Genomic DNA, 20,562 nt, shown 5'->3' on the forward strand with positions numbered 1-20,562 from the left:
CGGCGCGGCCCCGGTGCGGGCCGGCGGCCCCGGCCGCACCGACGCCGAGCGGGCCGCCCGGTTGCGCCGGCTGGCGCTGGCCACGTTGGACGCCAACTGGGAGCACGACCACACCGTCCCGTCCCGCACCCTCTATCCGCACCAGTGGAGCTGGGACTCGGCGTTCATCGCGGTCGGGCTGGCGCACGTCCGCCCCGACCGGGCCTGGCGGGAGCTGCGCACCCTGTTCGCCGCGCAGTGGGCCGACGGGCGGGTGCCGCACATCGTGTTCAACCCGGCGCTGCGGGTCGGCGCGTACTTCCCGGGGCCGGCGTTCTGGAACTCGGCCCGGGCTGACGGCGCACCGGCGGCGGCCACCTCGGGGATCGTCCAGCCGCCGGTGCACGCCCCGGCCGCGTGGCTGGTGCACCGCCGTGCCCCCTCCGAGGCGTCCGTGGCCGCGCTGCGCTGGCTCTACCCGCGGCTGGTCGCCCAGCAGCGCTACCTGACCGGGCGGCGGGACGTCGGCGGGGGCGGGCTGGCCGCCGTCGTGCACCCGTGGGAGTCCGGCCTGGACAACAGCCCCGCCTGGGACGCCCCGCTGGCCGCGGTGCCCGCCGACGAGACGGTGATGCGGGCGTACCGCCGGCACGACACCGCGCACGCCGACGCGGCGCACCGCCCCACCGACCTGGACTACGCGCGCTACGTCGCGCTCGTGGACGCCTACCGGGCGGGCCGCTACCGGGACGAGGGGCTGCTCGGCCGGCACCCGTTCCTCGTGGAGTGCCCGCTGGTCAACGCGGCGCTGGGAGTCTCCGAGCAGGCCCTCGCCCGGATCGCCACCGTGGTCGGCGCCGACCCCGGGCCGCACCGGGACCGCGCGGCGCGGATCACGCAGGCCCTGGTCGACCGGCTCTACGACCCGGTGACCGGCACCTTCCGCCCGCGCGACGTCCGGGCCGACCGGCTCGTCCCGGCCCGTACGGTGCTCGGGCTCATGCCGCTGATCCTGCCCGACCTGCCGGACCACCAGGTGCGGGCGGTGCTCGCCGAGGCGTGCTCGCCCCGGTTCGGCCTGGCCGCCCGCATGGACCGGCCGCTGCCGACCCACGACCGCACCGCGCCGGACTTCGAACCGCTGCGCTACTGGCGCGGCCCGAGCTGGGTGAACACCGGCTGGCTGCTGTGGCGGGGGCTGCGCACCCACCACCGCGCCGACCTGGCCGCCGGGCTGCGCGAGTCCCTGCTGGGGCTGGTCGACGCGGCCGGCTGCCACGAGTACTTCCACCCGGACACTGGGGCCGGGCTCGGCTCACCGGCGTTCAGCTGGACCGCCGCGCTGGTGCTGGACGCCCTCGCCGAGGGCTGAGCCGGGGGCGGCGACGCGGGTGACCCCGCCGGGGCGGGTCAGGCGATGGCCGGGAGCAGGGGCGCAGGGACCCTGCCGGCGGGCCGGAAGTCCCGGCTCAGCCGGCCGGAACCGTCGCCGCCTCGGCGGGTGCGGCCGGCGCCGGCACGGCCGCCGCGTCGGCGGGCGGCTCCGGGATCAGCAGCTCGGCCGGCACCGGCTCGACCTCGACCCGGCAGTCGTGGAACGTCGGCGCCTCGCCCAGGTCGGTGTCGCGTACGGCGGTGACCGCGTTGACGGTGGCCCGGCCCGGGCTCAGCCGCGCCCAGTAGGCCTTGTACGTGAACGCCAGGCCCGGCCGGGTCGCCTCGTCCACCGCGACCGCCGCGAGGAACGCGCCGCGGTCGTTGCGCACCCGCACCGCGTCGCCGTCGGCGAGGCCGCGCGCCGCCGCGTCGTCGGGGTGCAGGTGCACCCGCGGCGGGCCGGTGCGCCGGGTGTGCCAGGGCAGCGAGGCGAAGGTGGAGTTCATGAGGAACCGGCCCGCCGGGGCGATCAGCACCAGCGGGAACCGGCGGGCCAGCGCAGGGTCGGCCGCCTCCACCGGCGGGGTGTGCCCGGGCAGCGGGTCCACCCCGAGCCGGGCCAGCGTCGGGTCGTGCAGCCGGGCCCGCCCGTCCGGGGTGCGGAAACCGCCCGCGGCGAACGGGGCGGCGCCCACCGGCACCCCGGTGGTCCGGGCGTACGTCCGCTCGCGCAGCTCCTCGAAGCTGACCGGCGTGCCGGCCAGCAGTTGCCGGGCCAGGTCCTCGTCGCTGTCGGAGAACCGGGGGTGGTCGACGCCGAGCCCGGCGGCGATCCGGCGGAAGATCTCGGTGTTCGGCAGGGCCTCCCCGGGTGCCCGGGTGACCGGCAGGTTCAGCGTCGTGTAGTGGTGGCCGTACGAGGAGTGCAGGTCGAGGTGCTCGGGCTGCATGGTCGCCGGCAGCACCACGTCGGCGTAGTCGCAGGTGTCGGTCCAGCGCTGCTCCAGCACCACGGTGAACAGGTCGGCGCGGCGCAGGCCGGCGAGGAGCCGGTTCTGGTCCGGGGCGGTGGCGGCCGGGTTCGAGTTGAACACCACCAGGGAGGTCACCGGCGGGTCGGCCTCCCCGGTGAGCACGGTCGCCAGCCGGCTCATGTTCACCGACCGGGCCGGCGGGGCCGGCATGCCGGGCGGCCGGACCACCGGGCCCTCCTCGATCGGGTGGTGCCCGCTGGTCGACACCAGGGCGCCGCCGCCCGGGTAGCGGAAGTCGCCGGTGACCAGCGGCAGCGCGCAGATCGCCCGGATCGCCTGGCCGGCGCCGTGGTGCCGTTGCAGGCCGAGCCCGACCCGGACGGCGGTGGGTCGGGTGGTGGCGATCCGGTCGCCGAGCCGGCGGACCGCCTCGACGGGCAGGCCGCACTCGGCGGCGGCCCGCTCCACCGGCCACTCGTCGAGCCGGGCGGCCAGCTCGGGCCAGCCGACGGTGTGCGCGGCCAGCCACTCCTCGTCGGCCGCGCCGGTGTCGCGCACGTGCCGCATCAGCCCGAGGGCGAGGGCCGCGTCGGTGCCGGGCAGCGGGGCGACGTGCTCGTCGCTGCGGGCCGCGGTGTCGGTGCGCAGCGGGTCGATGGTGACCAGGTACGCGCCGCGCTCCCGGGCCTGCTGCACGAACGGCCACAGGTGCAGGTTGGTGGCGAGCGGGTTGGCGCCCCAGAGCACGATGAGCTTCGCCGCCACGATCGACTCCGGCTCGAAGCCGATCGAGTCGCCGTAGATCGAGCGCAGCGCCGCCCGGGCCGCCCCGGTGCAGATGGTGGTGTCCAGCCGGGACGCACCCAGGTGGGCGAAGAGCCGCTGGCCCATGGTCCAGCCCTGCACGTGGCCCATGGTGCCGGCGAAGTAGTAGGGCAGCACCGACTCCGGGCCGTCGCGCTCGATGCTGGCGCGCAGCCCGGCGGCCACCCGGTCGACCGCCTCGGCCCAGCTCGCCGGCCGGTAGGCGACCCGCCCGGCGCCCTTCGGGCCGGTGCGCACGTAGGGCGTGGTCAGCCGGTCGGGGCCGTTGACCGCGTCGAGGTAGCGGTTGACCTTGCCGCAGAGCGCGCCCCGGGTGAACGGGTGGTCGCGGTCGCCGCGCAGCGCGACGGCGCGGCCGTCCTCCACGGTGAGCTGCCAGACGCAGGTGTCGGGGCAGTCCAGCGGGCAGGCGCCGGGATGGGTGGTGCGGGCCATGCCACGAGCCTACCGAGCCGCGGCCCCGGCCCGGTTCCCGCCGCGGCGGGCGGGCGGATCACCCGATCGGTCGCCAGTCCGGCCCGTCGGGTCGCCCGGCCGAGGTCAGCGCGGCGAGCATCACGGCCTCGACCTGCTCGGGCGTCAGGTGTTCCCGGCGGTCCGCGCCCGGCACGTAGGCGCCCCAGGCCCGGCCGTCCGGCTCCCGCATGACGACACCGACCGGGTCGCGGCGGTCGCTCACCGCGGCGATGACCCCCCACGGCCGGCGGATGTGCACCTGCTGCTGGAGATCCGGATCGAGTTCCCGCAGCCACCGCCGGACGGTCTCCCGGTCGTCCAGCCCGGCCGTCTCCGTCGTGGTGCGGAAGAGGTGGTAGGTGGTCACCAGCTCCGCGACGTCCTGCCGCGCCGAGTCCGGCCAGCCCAGTAGCTTCTCCAGCCATCCCATCCGGCCACTCCGTCCCGCGTCGGCGCCCGGCGACCCGGGGCGTCACCGGCGGAAGTGCCCCGTCCCGGAACGGCGGCAAACCCGACGGCCGTCGATTCCGGGGGCCGCCGGCGCATCGGCCCTCGCCGGGTCGCGCGTAAGGTCGCCTCCGGGTGTCGTTCCCGATCACATCCCCGAGACCCCGAGGAGCACGGTGCCCGAGATCGACAAGGTTGCCTGGATCCGGATCGAGGACGGCCGCGTGCTGAGCACCCGGTCCCGGGGCAAGGATGTCTGGTACCTGCCCGGCGGCAAGCGGGAGGCCGGTGAGACCGACCTGGCGACCCTGGTCCGGGAGATCGCCGAGGAGCTGGCCGTGGCGGTGGTGCCGGAGTCCGCCGTCCCGCTCGGCGTCTTCACCGCGCAGGCCCACGGCCACGGCGCCGGCACCCTGGTCCGGATGACCTGCTACGCGGCCGACTACCGGGGCACGCTCCGGCCGGCGAGCGAGATCGCGGAGCTGGCCTGGCTCGGCTACGCCGACCGGGGCCGGGTATCCCCGGTGGACCAGCTCATCTTCGACCACTTCCGGTCCCTCGGCGCGCTGCGCTGACCTCGGCTCAGGCGGGCAGGAGCCGGGCCAGGGCGCGCAGGGCGGTGTGGACCGTCCGGTCGTCGGCGCTGAGGCTGACCCGCAGCCCAGCCGGCGCGCCCCGCCGGGCGGCGAACTCGTCGGTGCCGGCGACCGCCACACCGCGCCGGTGGGCGAGCGCGGTGACCGCCTCGGCGTCGCGGTCCAGGCGTACCCAGGCGAACGGGGCGGGTCCCGGCGTTGCGACCCGCTCGCCGAGCAGCTCCCGGGCGAGCGCGGCCCGGGTGGCCAGCTCGGCGGCGCGGGCGGCGGCGAGCTGGTGCGCGTGCCCGCCGAGCACGAGCTGGGTGGCGACCTCGGCGACCAGGGGAGCGGGCGCCCAGGCGAGGGCGCGGGCCGCGGCGCGCAGCGGCTCGGCGAGGGACGCCGGAGCGTGCCGGTAGCCGATCCGCAGCCCCGGGGCGAGGGTCTTGGTGAGCCCGCTCAGGTGAACGGTCCGGGCGTGCCACGCGGCCACCGGGGGCGGCCGGTCGGGCAGCAGCGCGCCGAACGGGTCCTCCTCGATGACCACGAGGTCGCGGGCGGTCGCGACGGCGGCGAGTTCCCGGCGGCGGTCGGCGGGCACGGTGAGCCCGGTGGGGTTGTGCAGCGTCGGGTGCAGGTGCAACGCGGCGACCCGCCGGCGGGCGCAGAGCCGGTCGAGGGCGTCGGGCCGGAGGCCGGCCGCGTCGCTGGGCACGGTGGCCAGCTCGACCCGGAGCAGCCGGGCGGCGGCGAGCAGGCCGGGGTTGGTCAGCTCGGTGGTGACCAGCACCTGCCGGGGCGGGGCGAACGCGGCGAGCGCGGCGGCCAGCCCGTGCTGCCCACCGGCGGTCACCTCGACCTGGTCCGGCTCGGGCCGCCAGCCGGCGTGCGCCATCCAGCGGGCGCCGGCGATCCGGTGCCGGACCGCGTCGGCGTCCTCCGCGCCTACCGCGTGCGGGTCGGCGGCGAGCCGGTGCAGGATCGGCGCGACGGCCCGGTGCACCGGCCCGTGGCCGGGCGGGTGCACGGCGGCCACGTCCAGCACGGGCGCCGCGCCGGCCGGCGGCGGGGCGGGCGCCGGGGCGACGAAGGTTCCCCGGCCCACCTCCCCGGTGAGCAGGCCGCGCCGGGCCGCCACCTGGTACGCCCGGCCGACGGTGGCGACCGTGACGCCGAGCCGCCGGGCCAGGTCCCGCTGTGGCGGCAACCGGTCGCCGGGGCCGAGCCGGCCGGCCGCGATGTCGGCGCCGATCGCGTCGGCGAGCGCCAGGTAGCGGGCACCGTCGCCCGCCAGCCCCGCCGGCTCCCAGATTGTCACCGTGACAATCTAGCCGCCGCACGTCTCGCCCGCCGCCAGATTGTCACCGTGACAATCCGCGCCGGCCGGTTCCCCAGGTACGCGCCGGAGGCTGCCCGCATGACCGTCACCTCTGCCGCCCTCTGGCGGTACGCCACCTTCCGCCGGCTCTGGCTCTCCGACGCGGTCAGCACCCTCGGCACGCACGTGACCACCGTGGCGCTGCCCCTGGCCGCGCTGACCGCGCTCGGCGCGGGGACCACCGGGGTCTCCGCGCTGACCGCCGCCACCACCCTGCCGTACCTGCTGCTGGGCGTGCCGGCCGGAGCCCTGGTGGACCGGCTGCCCCGCCGTGCCGTGCTGGTCGGCGCCGACCTGGCCCGGGCCGTGCTGCTGGCCAGCGTCCCGCTCGCCTGGGCGGCCGGGCTGCTGAGCCTGGCCCAGCTCGTCGCGGTGGCGCTGCTGGCCGGCTGCGCCACCGTGCTGTTCGACGTGGCGTACTTCGCCGCCGTGCCGGCGGTGGTGCCCGCTGCCCGCCTGGCCGACGCGAACGCCCGACTGGAGGCGACCCGGGCGGTCGGGCAGACCGCCGGCCCGGGCCTGGCCGGCGTGCTGGTCGGCGTCCTCGGTGCGCCGCTGGCCCTGCTGGTCGACGTGGCCAGCTTCGTCACCTCGGCGCTCTTCCTGGCCGGTACGCCCCGCCTGGCCCGCACCGCCGCGCCCGGTGCCGGCGGGCTGTGGCGGGACGCCGCCGGGGGGTTCCGGTTCGTGTTCCGCGATCCGGTGGTGCGGGCGCTGACCCTCTGCTCCGGCCTCACCAACCTCTGGCACGCCGGCTTCCTCGCCATGCTGCTGGTCCACGCGGTACGCGAGCTGCGGCTGCCCGCCGCCACCGTCGGCCTGCTGGTCGCCGCCGCCAACGTCGGCTACCTGCTCGGCGCCGCGGTGGCCGGCCTGGCCCGGGCCCGCCTCGGCGTCGGCCGGGCGGTCACCGGGGCGGTGGTGCTCCAGGCCGGTGCGGCGCTGGTGCTCTGGCCGCACCCGGCCGGCATCGCCCTCGGGCTGGCCGTGAGCGCGTTCGCCAGCGGGCTCTACAACGTCAACGCGGTCAGCCTCCGGCAGGCCGCCACCCCGCCCGCGCTGCTGTCCCGGATGACCGCCACCAGCCGGTTCGTCATCTGGGGGGCCATGCCGCTCGGCGCGGCGCTGGGCGGCGCGCTGACCGGGCTGCTGGGCGCACCGGCGTACCTCGGGCTGGCCGCGGCGGGAATGGCCGCGGCGGCGCTCGTCACGCGCTGCTCGCCGGTGTGGCGTACCCGGGACTTCCCGGTCCCTGAGGCGGCGCCGGCGGACGAGGCGGCGCCCGCCGGGTGTCACGAGTCGTTTGCCGTCGCCGGGCGCGGGTAACCGCGGGCGCGACGCTCCGGGCCGTCTCGGACCGGGGCTGTCGGATACCCGGCGGCGGCCGGCGACGACAGGAGTGCGGCTGTGCGGTTTCCCCGATTCGTCGAGGCGGTGTCCCGCCGCGCCGAGCTGCCCACCGGCCAGGCCGCCACGATCTCGCGGGCGGTGCTGCAGACCCTCGCCGAGCGGATCACCGCCACCGAGTCGGCGGACCTGGCCGCGCAGTTGCCGGACGAGGTCGGCAGCTATCTCGTCGCGCCGGGCGAGGGCGGCACGACCGGCGGGGCGGTCGCCTTCCTGTACCGGGTCGCGGAGCGGGCCGGGGTGGACCCGGCGGTCGCCGAGGTGGGCGCCCGCGCGGTGCTCGCCACCCTGCGCGAGACGGTCACGGTCGGCGAGTTCCAGGATCTCGTGGCGCAGCTCCCCAAGGGATTCGACGCGATGGTCGACCCGATCCCGCGACCACCGTACGATGTGTAGGGACGCTCCCCGAGACGCGGGTTGAGCTGCGGCGACGAGGCCGCCAATGTGGAAAATCCACGGCCGGGAAGTATTTTCACCGTAAAATAACTCGCGAGTAGACGCTTACGCCGTAAATGGTCTACGCGCTAGAGGGATGATCGGATGAATTCCTCCATCCGAGCTTCCACGCGCCGTCGTCCCTTCGGCTCGACCTGCATCGATGCGCTCGCCATCGAGAGATTGAGCTTTATTCTGCTCCCAGTGTGAAGTCCTGGGGGGGATCATGATCACATTCACCGAACGCTGCGCGCCTGCCGTCCACGGGGAACAAACAGCCCGCTGACATGGCACAGCCGATGATCATCAATCGTTTCGGCGAGATCGCGGCGCGTCACGGTGATCGTCCGGCCCTGCTCGGTGAGACCCACGAGGTCGCCTACGCCGAGTTGGCCGCGATGGCCGGGGGACACGCGGCTGCGCTCGTCGCCGCCGGCGTCCGAGCCGGTGACCGCGTCGCCCTGCTCACCGCGCACGGCGCTCCGACCGTCGCGGCGCTGCTCGGCGCTCTCGCCGCGGGATGCGCGTACGTGCCGCTGGACCCGGGCTTCCCGGTCGACCGGCTGCGCCACATGCTCGCCGCCGCCGGGGTCACCGCCCTCGCCTGCGCCGCCGAGCACCGCGAGCTGGCCCGGGACCTCGCCGGCGGGCGGACCGTGGTGCCGCTGGACCAGGTGCCGCCGGCCCCGCTGCGGCCCGTCCCGGTGGACCCGGACGCGCTGGCGTACGTGCTGTTCACCTCGGGCTCCACCGGGGTGCCCAAGGCCGTCGGGCAGACCCACCGCAACCTGGCGCACGTCGTCGACAACCAGATCGCCGCGCTGGCGATCGGCCCGGCCGACCGGCTCAGCCTGCTCGCCTCGTTCAGCTTCGACGCCGCCATCCCCGACCTCTACCCGGCGCTGCTCACCGGCGCCGCGGTGGTCCCGGTCGACCTGCGCCGGCAGGGGCTCGCCCACGCCGTCGCGCAGCTCGACCGGCACCGGGCCACCGTGCTGCACTGCACGCCCACCGTCTACCGCTACCTGCTCGACACCCTCGGCGACCGGCGCCTCGACGCGGTCCGGGTGGTGCTGCTCGGCGGCGAGCAGGCCACGTACACCGACGCGGCCCGGGGCCGGGACCGGTTCGCCCCCGACTGCGTGCTGGTCAACGGCTACGGCGCCACCGAGATGACCTTCGTGGCCCGGCACGTGCTGCCGCTGTCCGGCGTGGACCCGGCCGCCACCGGCCCGCTGCCGATCGGCACCGCGTTCCCCGGCTACCGGGTCGACCTCGCCCCGGACACCGGTGAGCTGGTGGTCCGCAGCCACCACCTCGCCCCCGGCTACCTCAACCAGGACAGCGACCGGTTCAGCGTGGACGCCGACGGGGTGCGGTCGTACCGCAGCGGCGACCTGGGCCGGCGGCTGCCCGGCGGCGAGCTGGTCTGCCTCGGCCGGCTCGACCGGCAGGTCAAGGTGCGCGGGCACCGGGTCGAGCTGACCGAGATCGAGGCCGTGCTGGCCGCCCAGCCCGGCGTGGCCGGGGTGCGGGCCATCGCCCGCGACGGCGAGCTGCTCGCGTACGCCCGTCCGGCCGGCGACCGCCCCGACCCGGCCGCGCTGCGCGCCGCGCTCGCCGCCGCGCTGCCCGGCTACGCGCTGCCCCGCGCGGTCGTGGTGCTCGACGAGTTCCCGCTCACCGTCACCGGCAAGGTCGACGAGCGGGCGCTGCCCGACCCGGCGGCCGAGCTGCCGGCGGGTGAGGCGCCGGCCACCGACACCGAGCGGGCCGTGCACGACATCTGGTGCGCCGTGCTGGGCCGGCCCGGAATCAGCCGCACCGACAGCTTCTTCGACGTCGGCGGGCAGTCCCTGCTGCTGGGCCAGGTGCAGCAGCGGCTCGCCGATCAGTTCGGCGTGCGCGTGCCCCTGCTGCGCCTCTTCGACCACCCCACGGTGGCCGCCCAGGCCGCGCTGCTCGACGCCCCGCCCGAGGGGGTCCGCGCCCCGGTGCTGCCGGCGCCCGCCGCGCCGGCCGCCGCGGCCCGCGAGTACACCGGCGACGAGATCGCCGTGGTCGGCCTCGCCGGCCGCTTCCCCGGCGCGCCCGACGTGGCCACCTTCTGGTGGAACCTGTGCACCGGCGTCGACGCGATCCACGAGCACACCGACGAGGAGCTGGCCGCCCTCGGCGTCGGCCCGCGGCTGCGCGCCGACCCCCGGCACGTGCGGGCCACCGGCCGGCTCGACGGGGTCGCCGACTTCGACGCCGAGTTCTTCTCCTTCGCCGCCGACGAGGCGGCCCGGACCGACCCGCAGCACCGGCTGTTCCTGGAGACCGCCTGGGAGGCCCTGGAGGACGCCGGGCACGACCCGGAGCGCTTCCCCGGCCTGGTCGGGGTCTACTCGGCCACCTCCGCCAACCGGTACTTCCTGTTCCACCTCATGGACAACCCGGCCGTGGTCGGCGACGTCGACCCGGACGACTGGGAGGCCCGGCTGATCGGCCGGCAGTTCACCGACCACCTGCCCGGCCAGGTCGCCTACCGGCTCGGGCTCACCGGGCCCGCCCTGGCCGTGCAGAGCGCCTGCTCCAGCTCGCTGGTCGCGGTCTGCCTGGCCGCGCAGAGCCTCGCCGACTACCAGTGCGACCTCGCGCTGGCCGGCGGGGTGACGGTCACCTGGCCCCGGCACCGGCACGTCCCGGGCGGGCTGGCCTCACCGGACGGCCGGTGCCGCGCCTTCGACGAGGGCGCCAACGGCTCGGGATTCGGCTCCGGCGCCGGGGTGGTCGCGCTGCGCCGGCTCGCCGACGCGCAGGCCGACGGCGACCGGATCTACGCCGTCCTGCCCGGCTGGGCGGTCACCAACGACGGGGCGGACCGCGCCGGCTTCGCCGTGCCCGGCCCGGCCGGGCAGGCCGCCGCCGTGGCCAACGCGCTGGCCACCGCCGAGGTCGCGCCCGGCGAGGTCGGCCTCGTCGAGGGGCACGGCAGCGGCACGCCGCTCGGCGACGCCATCGAGGTCGCCGCGCTACACGAGGTGTACGCGGGCGCCGCGCCCGCCGAGAGCTGCGCGCTCGGCTCGGTGAAGACCAACATCGGCCACCTCGACGCGGCCGCCGGTATCGCCGGGCTGATCAAGGCGGTGCTCGCCGTGCGGCACGGGGTGATCCCGCCGAACCTGCACTTCACCCGCCCACATCCGGAGATCGACCTGGCCGCCGGCCCGTTCTACGTGCCCACCAAGGCGCGGGACTGGCCCGAGGGCCCACGCCGGGTGGCCGGGGTGAGCGCCTTCGGCCTGGGCGGCACCAACGCGCACGTCGTGGTGGAGCAGCCGCCGCCGGCCGACCCCGCCGACCCGCCCGGCGAGGGGTCGTGGCTGCTGCCGGTGTCGGCGCGTACCCCGGCGGCGCTGCGGGCCGCGCTGGCCCGGCTCCGGGCCCACCTCGGCGGCGACGCCCCGGCGTTGCCCGAGGTGGCCGCCACCCTGGCGCTCGGCCGGCGGGCCTTCGCCCACCGGGCCGCGGTGGTCGCCGTCGACCTGCCCGGCGCGCTGGCCGGACTCGACGCGCTGCTGGACACCGACTCCCGGATCGCCGGCGACGGTGGCCCGCTGCGCGAACTGGCGGCCGACTGGGTCGCCGGGCGGGACGTCGACTGGGACGCCCTGCACCCCGAGGGCACGGTCCGGCGCACCGGCCTGCCCACCTATCCGTTCCAGCGCCGGCGGTACTGGATCGACCCCGTCCAGAAAGGTCCGCGGTGAACTGGTTCGTCTCCGCCGGAAGCCGACCCCAGGCGCCGGTGCGTTTATTCTGCCTGCCCTACGCCGGTGCCGGCGCGAGCGCGTTCCGGCGCTGGCAGGAGGGGATCGGCCCGGACGTCGAGGTGCTGCCGGTGCAGCTGCCCGGCCGCGAGAACCGGATCAACGAGGATCCGCGCTTCGACGTCGCCGAGGTGGCCGAGGCCGTCGCGGCCCGGGCCGACCGCCCGTACGCCGTCTACGGCCACTCGATGGGCGGCCGGCTCGGCTTCGAGGTGGTCCGGGAGCTGCGCCGGACCGGCGGCCCGCTGCCGCTGCGGCTCTACGTCGGCGGCGCCCGCGCCCCGCACGTCACCGCGCCCGGCCCCTTCGACGGGCTGTCCCGCGCCGACGACGACGAGCTGCTGCGCCGCCTCGCCGACGGCGGCGGTCTCCCCGCCGAGTTCTTCGACCATCCGGAGCTGGTGGAGCTGCTGCTGCCACTGCTGCGGGCCGACTTCGGCCGGGTGGACGGCTACCGGTACGTGCCCGGCGAGCCGCTGCCGGTGCCGATCGTCGCGTTCAACGGCCGGGACGACCGGGCCGTCACCCGCGCGCAGCACGCCGCCTGGGCCGAGCACACCGCCGCCGGCTTCACCCTGCACGAGTTGGCCGGCGGTCACTTCTTCCTGCACGACCGGCTCCCCGAGCTGCTCGCGCTGATCCGCGCCGACCTGGCCGCGGCGCTCGGCGCCGAGACCACCCGCACCGGCGAGCCGGCCGCGGGTACGCACCCGGTGCGCACCGCCGGCCGCGGGACCGCCCGCGGTGCGCACCGGGTGCCGCTCGGCGACACGGCCTGGTCGGTGTGGCGCGACGCCATCCTGCGCACCACCGGCTTCCCGGCCGACGGCCTGGACCTGTTCGCCGCGCCCCGGGCCGCCGCGGCGGCCGACGACCTGCTGGCCACCGGCGCCGGCGAGGACCGGTACGACAAGGAGTTCGACGAGGCGGTCCGCGCCGGCGCCGAGCGGGCCAGCGCGCTGGCCGCCGACCCGCTGCTGCGCGAGGCGATCACCTGGCAGAACCGGGGCGCCCTTGTCGCGTTGGACGGGCTGGCCCGCGGCGGCGCCGACGCGGCCCGCAACGTGCGGCGCCGGGACCGGGAGCGGGCGCTGCTGAAGTACTGGCAGCGCTACGGCGGCAAGAACGAGACGGTCGGCTTCTTCGGCCCGAGCTGCTGGGTGACCGTCGACCCCGACCAGCCGGAGACCGCCCGGATCCGCCCCGGCGCCGGGCTGACCCGCCGGCGCTGGGTGTGGTTCGAGTCCTGGGCGCTGGCCGCGTACGCCGAGCGGATCGGCGCCGACCTGGCCGTCCGCCGGTGGTGGCCGCCGGTGCTGCGCCCGCACCTCGCGGTCCGGGACCGGACCGTGCTGCGCCCCGGCCGGCCGCCCCTGGCGCTGACACCGGTGGAGGCGGCCCTGCTCGCCGCCGCAGACGGGCAGCGCTGTGCCGCCGACCTGGTGGCCGACCCGGCCATCGGCCTGCGCCGCCCCGAGGACGGGTACGCCCTGCTCGACCGGCTGGTGGAGCGGGAGCTGATCAGCTGGGACGCCGCGCTGCCGGTCAGCCCGGACGCCGAGCGGGTGCTGGCCGACCGGATCACGGCGATCGGCGACGAGGCCGCCCGGAGCGCCGCGCGGTTCGGGTTCGACCGGCTCCGCGCCGCCCGCGACGCGGTGGCCGCGGCGGCCGGCGACCCGGTGCGGCTGCGCGCCGCGCTGGACACCCTCGACGCCACCTTCACCGAGCTGACCGGCGTCCCGGCCGTCCGCCGGGCCGGTCAGATGTACGCCGGCCGGACCATCTGCTACGAGGACACCGCCCGCGACCTGGACGTGGTGTTCGGCGCGCCGCTGCTCGCCGAGCTGGCCGCCCCGCTGGACGTGCTGCTGCGCGCCGCCCGGTGGATGGCGAACGCCCTGGCCGACGCGTACGACGAGGTGTTCCGCGGGCTCTACGAGGAGCTGCGCGCCGAGGCCGGCGGCGGTCCGGTCGCGCTGGCGGACCTGTGGTTCCTGGCCCAGGGCCTGTTCTGGGGCGGGGGAGAGCGTCCGGTCGACGGGGTGGCCGCCGACTTCGCCGCCCGCTGGGCCGGGCTGTTCGGGCTGGACGTGCTGCCGCCCGGCACCACCGACGTGCGGCTGCGCGTGGCCGACCTGGCCGACCGGGTCGACGCGGTCTTCCCGGGCGCCCGGCCGACCTGGTCCAACGCCGTGATGCACAGCCCCGACCTGCAGATCTGCGCCACCGACGCGGCGGCGCTGGCCCGGGGCGACTTCACGGTGGTGCTCGGCGAGCTGCACGCCGCCTGGTCCTCGTTCGACTGCGCGGTCTTCACCCCGTCCCACCCGGAGGTGGAGCGGCTGCGCGCCGCGCTGGCCGAGGACATGGGCGAGCGGCGGGTCCGGCTGCTCTTCCCCACCGAGTGGCCGCGCCGGACCAGCCGCACCTCCGAGTCGCTGACCGGGCCCACCGACCGGCACCTGGCCTTCCAGGACGCGCCGGGCGCGGAACCGGCCCGGGTGCTGCCCACCGTGGACCTGACCGTCGGCGAGGTCGACGGGCGGCTCGTGGCCACCGCCTCGGACGGGCAGCGGTGGCCGCTCACCGAGGTCTTCGCCGAACTGCTCAGCGCGCACGCGGTGGACGGCTTCAAGCTGGTCGCCGCCGCGCCGTACACGCCCCGGATCACGCTCGACCGGCTGGTGGTGGCCCGGCAGACCTGGCGGACCACGGTGGGGGAGAGCGGCCTGGCGTCGGCCACCGGCGAGCGGCAGCGCTTCCTGGCCGTGCGGGGCTGGCGGCGCCGGCTCGGCCTGCCCGAGCAGGTCTACGTCAAGCTCGGCACCGAGACCAAGCCGTGCTTCGTGGACCTGTCCAGCCCGGCCTTCGCCAACATGTTCTGCGCCATGGTCCGGGCCGCCCGGGTCGACGGCGGCGACGACGTCTCGCTCACCGTCAGCGAGATGCTCCCGACCACCGACCAGGCCTGGGTGCCCGACGGCGCCGGGCGCCGCTACTTCAGCGAGCTGCGCCTGCACATCGTGGACACCCAGGGGACGGAGAACCGATGAGCCACCTGCTGCCACTGGGGGAGACCGGCTGGTCGGTCTGGCGGGACACGGTGGTGCGGACGGCCGGCTTCCCGGCCGCCGGGCTGGACCGGTTCGCGGCTCCGGAGGCCGCCGCCGCGGCCGACGCCCTGCTCACCGGCGAGGGCACGCGGGAGGTCCTCGACAAGGCGCTGGACGCGGCGGCCGCCGAGGGTTCCGCGGCGGCCCTCGACCTGGCCGCCGACCCGCTGCTGCGCGAGGCGGTCACCTGGCAGAACCCCGACATGCTCGTCGCCCTCGACGGGCTGCTGCGCACCGACCCGGGGACCCGCAACAGCCGGCGGCGCAAGCGCGAGATGACGCTGCTGCGCTACTGGCAGCGCTACTGCGGCAAGGCCGAGACCATCGGGTTCTTCGGGCCGGTCTGCTGGGGCACCCTCGAACCGGAGACGAGCACCTCCCGGGTCACCCCCGGCGTGGGCCTGGTCCGCCGTCGCCGGGTCCACTTCGAGGCGTGGGCGCTGGCCGCGTACGCCGACCGGCTCGGCGCCGACCTGGCCGTGCGCCGCTGGTGGCCACCGACCCGGCCGCCCCACCTGACCGTGGCCGGCAACCGCGTGCACCGGCCGCTGCACCCGCCGGTCGAGCTGTCCCCGGTGGAGGCCCGGCTGCTCGCCGCCGCCGACGGCCGGACCCCGGCGGCCGAGCTGGTCGAGCGGTTCCGGGCGGCCGGTGACCTGCGGGCCGGCGCCGACGGCTACCTGCTGCTCGACCGGCTGGTCGAGCGCGGGCTGCTCGCCTGGGACGCCGCCCTGCCGACCAGCCCGGCCGCGGAACGGGTGCTGGCCGGGCGGATCGCCGCCATCGGCGACCCGGCCGCCCGGGCGGCGGCCGAGGCCGGCCTCGACCGGCTCCGCGCGGCCCGCGACGCGGTGGCCGCCGCGGCCGGCGACCCGGCTCGGCTGGGCGCCGCGCTGGCCGCGCTGAACAGCGAGTTCACCGCGGTCACCGGGGCCGCCGCGACCCGGCACGCCGGCCAGATGTACGTCGGCCGCACCCTGGTCTACGAGGAGACCGACCGGGACCTGGACGTCCGGGTGGGCGCGGCGGTGCGGGAGGCGCTGGCCGACCCGCTCGCCGTGGTGCTGACCGCGGCCCGCTGGCTGACCGCCGAGGTGGGCGCGGCCTGCACGGCGGTCGTCGCCGACCTCCACGCCGAGCTGGTCGAGGACGGCCCGGTCCGGCTCGCCGACGTGTGGGCGCCCGCCCAGGGGCTGCTGCTCGCCCCCGACGGCCCGCTCCAGCGCGCCGCCGCCGGGTTGACCGCCCGCTGGCGGGAGCTGTTCGGCCTGGCCGACCTGCCGCCCGGCCAGGCCGAGCTGACCCTGCGCAGCGCCGACCTGGCCGCCCGGGCCGCCGAGCTGTTCGCCGCCGACGGCCCCGGCTGGCCGTCCGCCCGGATCCACAGTCCCGACGTGCAGATCGCCACCGCCGACCTCGACGCGCTCAACCGGGGCGAGTTCCTGCTCGTCCTCGGCGAGCTGCACCCGGGTCTGACCACCTTCGACAGCGCCGTGCTCACCCCGTTCCACCCGGACCCCGCGATGCTGCGCGCCGGCTTCGACGCCGACCTCGGGCCGGTCCGGCTGCGGGTCGTCTACCCGGCCAACTACCCGCGCCTGACCACCCGGACCACCTACGAGCTGACCGGCCCGCAGGACCGGCAGATCGGCATCGACACGGCCCGGGGCGCCGACCTCGACCGCCTCGTCCCGGCCACCGACGTGCGGATCGAGCGCGCCGGCGCCACCTTCGACGCGGTCTTCCCCGACGGGCGGCGCTGGCCGCTCACCGAGGTGTTCGGCAACCTGTTCTCCGCGCTGCTGCTGGACAGCTTCAAGCTGCTCGACCCGGCCCCGCACATGCCCCGCATCACCATCGACCGGCTGGTCGTGGCCCGGCGCACCTGGCGCACCACCGTCGGGGAGTCCGGCCTGGCCGGAGCGACCGGCGAGGCCGAGCGCTACCTCGCGGTCCGGCGGCTGCGGCAGCGGCTCGGCCTGCCCGAGCGGGTCTTCGTGAAGGTGGGCACCGAGGTGAAGCCCTGCTACGTCGACCTGACCGGCCCGCTGCACGCCCACTCGCTGTGCGCCATGGTCGACGCGGCCGCCCGCACCGGCCCCGACGTGGCCGTGGTCGTCACCGAGCTGCTGCCCGACCCGGCCCGGTCGTGGATCACCGACGCGCAGGGCCGCGGCTACGTCAACGAACTCCGCCTCCAGATCACCGACCCAGCCGAGCACCGGGGAGACCACGGGTGACCGACATCCTGACCGTCAGCGCCGCGTACGGGGCGAACCTGCCCTGGCCGGACGCCACCCTGGCCGACCTGATCGCCGCGCAGGCCGCCCGCACCCCCGACGCGGTGGCGGTACGCCAGTGGGACACCCGGCTGACCTACCGGCAGCTCGTCGACCGGGCCGCCGGGCTGGCCGCCGCCCTGCGCGAGCGCGGGATCGTTCCCGGCGACCGGGTCGGTGTGTGCGGCGCGCGTACCCCCGACCTGGTGGTGACCGTGCTCGGTGTGCTGCTGGCCGGCGCCGCGTACGTGCCGCTGGAACCGGGCGGCCCCCGCGAGCGGCTGCGCGAGATCGCCCGGGACGCCGGGATCCGGGTGGTCGCCGGCGACGCCGCGGCGGCCGAGTTCGGCGACGAGCCCGGCGTCGAGGCGGTCGGGCTGCCCGGCCCGGCCCCCCTCGCCCCCTGCCCGGCGCGTCCCGGCGACCCGGCGTACGTGCTGTTCACCTCCGGCTCCACCGGCCGGCCCAAGGGGGTGCTCACCACCCACCGCAACGCCGTCGAGTTCGTCACCGGGGTCGCCGCGCTGACCGGCGCCGACGCCTCGGTGCGCAGCCTCGGCATCGCCTCGCTCGGCTTCGACGCGGCCACCATGGACCTGTTCGTGCCGCTGCTGCTCGGCGGCGCGGTGCAGCTGCTCGGCGCCGACGACCGGGCCGACCCGGTCCGGCTCGCCCGGTTCGTCGCCGCGCACGAGGTGACCTGGGGCTTCATCACCCCGACCGTCCTCGCCCTGCTCGACCCGGCGGAGCTGCCGTCCTGGCGGGTGCTGCTCTGCGGCGGCGAGGCGGTCCCCGCCGAGCTGGTCGCCCGCTGGGGCCCCGGCCGGCGGTTCCTCAACGGCTACGGCCCCACCGAGACCACCGTGCTGGCGGTCAGCGGTGACCTCACCGCCGCCGACACCGACCCGGTGCCGATCGGCCGGCCCCTGCCCAACCACCGGGCGTACGTGGTGGACGCCGACCTGCGTCCGGTGCCGCCGGGGGAGACCGGCGAACTGCTGATCGGCGGTCCCGGCCTGGCCGACGGCTACCTCAACCGGCCCGGGCTGACCGCCGAGCGGTTCGTTCCCGACCCGTTCGGCGACCGGCCGGGGGAGCGGCTCTACCGCACCGGCGACCTGGTCCGGCAGGCGGCGGACGGCCGGATCGTCTACCTGGGCCGGGCCGACCGGCAGGTCAAGGTGCGCGGCCAGCGGATCGAGCTGGGCGAGGTCGAGGCCGTGCTGGCCGGGCACCCCGGCGTCGACGGGGTGGCCGTGGAGGCCGTGCCCGGCCCGGCCGGCACCGAGCTGGTCGCCTTCCTCACCCCGGCCGGCGCGCCCGGCGACGAGGCGCTGCGGGCGTACGCCGGGCCCCGGCTGACCGCCGCGATGCTGCCGGCCCGGACGGTGCGGCTCGCCGCGCTGCCGGTCAGCCCGACCAGCGGCAAGCTGGACCGGCCCGCGCTGCGCGCCCTCGCCGCGGCCGCCCCCGACGTGGCGGACGAGGCCGACGGCGGGGATCCCGTGGAGGCGGCGGTCCGGCGGCTCTGGATCCGGCTGCTCGGTGCGAACCCCGGCCCGGACAGCGACTTCCTCGCGGCCGGCGGCAACTCGATCGCCGCCATGCGGCTGGTCGCCGCGCTCCGCGCCGAGCTGGGCCGGCGGGTCGACACCCGGGTGCTGTTCACCGACCGCACCTTCGCCGCGCTGGTCGACCGCGTGCGGGCCGCCGCGCCGGCCGACGGCGACGGCCTGACCACCGGCAACCCGCCCACCCTCTCCCCGCCGCAGCGGCGGCTCTGGTTCATGGACCAGCTCGCCCCGTCGAGCGCGCCGTACAACATCGCGGTCGCACACCGGCTGCGCGGGCCGCTCGACACCGCCGCGCTCGGCGCCGCGCTGCGCGCCGTGGCCGAGCGGCACGACGTGCTGCGCTGGCGGATCCCGCAGACCGGCGGGGTGCCCTACGCGGTCCGCGAGGAGCCGACCGACGTGGCCGTGCCGGTGGTCGACCTGACCGGGGCCGCCGACGCCGAGGCGGAGCTGGCCACCATGCTCGCGGCCGGCGCCGGGCACTCGTTCGACCTGGCCACCGGGCCGCCCTGGCAGGTGACCGTCTACCGGCTCGCCGCCGACACCCACGTGCTCGCCGTGACCGTGCACCACGCGGTCTTCGACGGCTGGTCCGAGGCGCTGCTCTACGACGAGCTGGCCGGCGCGTACGCCCGGGCGGTCGCCGGTGAGCCGCCGGCCCGGCCGCCCCTGCCCGCCACGTACGCCGACTACGCGGTCTGGCGGGCGGAGCGGGACCGCCGCCGCGGCGCGGCCGACCTGGCCTGGTGGACCGACCACCTGGCCGGCGCCCCGACCGTGCTGGACCTGCCCCGCGACCGGCCCCGCCCGGCGGTGCAGACCTACGCCGGAGTCGAGGCGGGGGTGCGGCTCACCGAGGCGGCCGACCGGGCGGTGCGCGACCTGGCCGCCCGGCGCGGCACCACGGTGGCGGCGGTGCTGCTGGCCGGCTTCGGTGAGCTGCTGCGCCGGCTCACCGGCGGCGACGACCACGTGCTCGGCGCGATCGTCGCCGACCGGCGGCTGGCCGCCTTCGACGACGTCATCGGCTTCTTCATCGACACCGTGCCGGTGCGGGTCCGCACCGGCGGGTCGAGCTTCGCCGGGCTGGTCGACCGGTGCGCCGCCGAGCTGCACGCGGTCACCGAGCATCCCGGCGCCCCGCTGGAACGGATCGTCGAGGCGCTCGGCGTGGGCCGGGACACCTCCCGCGCCCCGCTCGTGCAGGTGCTGTTCAACGTGCTCAACTTCGTCCCGCCCCGGCTCGCGCTGACCGGCCTGACGGTCGAGCCGGTGCCCGTGCCGAAGCCCGGCTCACCGTTCGACATCACCGTCTACGTGGTGGAGCGCGACGGCCGGGCCGGCGTCGAGGTGGTGCACAACCCGGACCTGTTCGAGGCCGAGCGGATCGAGGCGCTCCTGGCCGACCTGGCCGACCTGGTCGGCGCCCTCGCGGCCGACCCGGACGCGCCCGCCGACCAGGTCGCGACCGGGCTGCCCCGCCCGGCGGTACGGGTGGCGGCGCTCGGCGCCATGACCGTGGCCGCCGCCGAGCCGGCCCGGGCTCCGCTGCCCGCCGGTCCGGACGCCCTCACCGCCACCGAGGAGCTGATCGCGGGCATCTGGCGGGACGTGCTCGGCCGGGACCGGGTCGGCGTCGCCGACAACTTCTTCGACATCGGCGGGCACTCGATGGCCCTCGCCGCGGTGCACGCCCGGCTCACCGAGGCCACCGGCCGATCCCTCACCATGCTCGACCTGTTCCGCCACCCGACCGTGCGGGCCCTCGCCGCCAGCCTCGACGGCGCCGCCGACCGGCCGGAACTCGCCCGGGCCGCGCTGCGGGCCGCCGCCCGGCGTGGCCGCGCCCGCCGCACCCCACCCCGACGACCGAACCAGCCGTGACGCCGTACCCCTCCCCGACGCACCGCGTGAGCTAAGGA

The 20,562-nt window shown here is 77.3% G+C and carries 11 protein-coding genes; 8 read left to right on the forward strand and 3 right to left on the reverse strand.

Going from position 1 to position 20,562, the window contains the following annotated elements; all coding sequences use genetic code 11:
• Positions 1–13: 13 nt before the first annotated feature.
• On the forward strand, positions 14–1,351 hold the full coding sequence (locus ABZ452_RS19540) for a hypothetical protein (RefSeq protein WP_357945334.1): 1,338 nt from the start codon (positions 14–16) through the stop codon (positions 1,349–1,351).
• Between the two features lie 97 nt (positions 1,352–1,448).
• Here the strand turns inward: ABZ452_RS19540 and ABZ452_RS19545 are convergent, their stop codons facing one another.
• Together ABZ452_RS19545 and ABZ452_RS19550 are read right to left on the reverse strand one after the other, a co-directional pair.
• Positions 1,449–3,590, reverse strand: coding sequence for a molybdopterin-dependent oxidoreductase (locus ABZ452_RS19545; protein ID WP_357944628.1), 2,142 nt, complete (start codon positions 3,588–3,590; stop codon positions 1,449–1,451).
• Between the two features lie 58 nt (positions 3,591–3,648).
• Positions 3,649–4,041 (reverse strand): hypothetical protein, encoded by a 393-nt coding sequence (locus ABZ452_RS19550; RefSeq protein ID WP_357944630.1) that lies wholly within the window; start codon positions 4,039–4,041, stop codon positions 3,649–3,651.
• A gap of 193 nt (positions 4,042–4,234) precedes the next feature.
• Between ABZ452_RS19550 and ABZ452_RS19555 the strand changes: the two genes are divergently transcribed.
• A complete protein-coding gene (locus ABZ452_RS19555) occupies positions 4,235–4,633 on the forward strand; it encodes an NUDIX domain-containing protein (RefSeq protein WP_357944633.1) in 399 nt (132 codons plus the stop codon).
• Between the two features lie 7 nt (positions 4,634–4,640).
• Here the strand turns inward: ABZ452_RS19555 and ABZ452_RS19560 are convergent, their stop codons facing one another.
• Entirely contained in the window at positions 4,641–5,954 is a 1,314-nt protein-coding gene (locus ABZ452_RS19560; protein WP_357944636.1) for a PLP-dependent aminotransferase family protein, read from the reverse strand.
• A 99-nt stretch (positions 5,955–6,053) separates the two neighbouring features.
• Between ABZ452_RS19560 and ABZ452_RS19565 the strand changes: the two genes are divergently transcribed.
• From ABZ452_RS19565 to ABZ452_RS19590, 6 genes are all read left to right on the forward strand, one after another.
• The gene (locus tag ABZ452_RS19565; protein WP_357944638.1) at positions 6,054–7,340 is read left to right on the forward strand and encodes an MFS transporter; all 1,287 of its coding nucleotides are present in this window, start codon (positions 6,054–6,056) and stop codon (positions 7,338–7,340) included.
• Positions 7,341–7,421: 81 nt separating this feature from the next.
• Positions 7,422–7,817: a DUF2267 domain-containing protein gene (locus ABZ452_RS19570; RefSeq protein WP_357944641.1), complete on the forward strand. Its 396-nt coding sequence runs from the start codon at positions 7,422–7,424 to the stop codon at positions 7,815–7,817.
• Positions 7,818–8,143: 326 nt separating this feature from the next.
• Positions 8,144–11,611: an AMP-binding protein gene (locus ABZ452_RS19575; RefSeq protein ID WP_357944643.1), complete on the forward strand. Its 3,468-nt coding sequence runs from the start codon at positions 8,144–8,146 to the stop codon at positions 11,609–11,611.
• The gene (locus ABZ452_RS19580; protein ID WP_357944646.1) at positions 11,608–14,727 is read left to right on the forward strand and encodes a thioesterase domain-containing protein; all 3,120 of its coding nucleotides are present in this window, start codon (positions 11,608–11,610) and stop codon (positions 14,725–14,727) included. The genes ABZ452_RS19575 and ABZ452_RS19580 overlap by 4 nt, the downstream gene beginning before the upstream one ends.
• Entirely contained in the window at positions 14,724–17,027 is a 2,304-nt protein-coding gene (locus ABZ452_RS19585; RefSeq protein ID WP_357944649.1) for a lantibiotic dehydratase, read from the forward strand. The genes ABZ452_RS19580 and ABZ452_RS19585 overlap by 4 nt, the downstream gene beginning before the upstream one ends.
• Entirely contained in the window at positions 17,024–20,524 is a 3,501-nt protein-coding gene (locus ABZ452_RS19590) for an amino acid adenylation domain-containing protein (RefSeq protein WP_357944651.1), read from the forward strand. The genes ABZ452_RS19585 and ABZ452_RS19590 overlap by 4 nt, the downstream gene beginning before the upstream one ends.
• The last annotated feature ends 38 nt before the right edge of the window (positions 20,525–20,562 follow it).

The sequence above is a fragment of the Micromonospora sp. NPDC005707 genome, from assembly GCF_040631005.1.
GTDB lineage: Bacteria > Actinomycetota > Actinomycetes > Mycobacteriales > Micromonosporaceae > Micromonospora.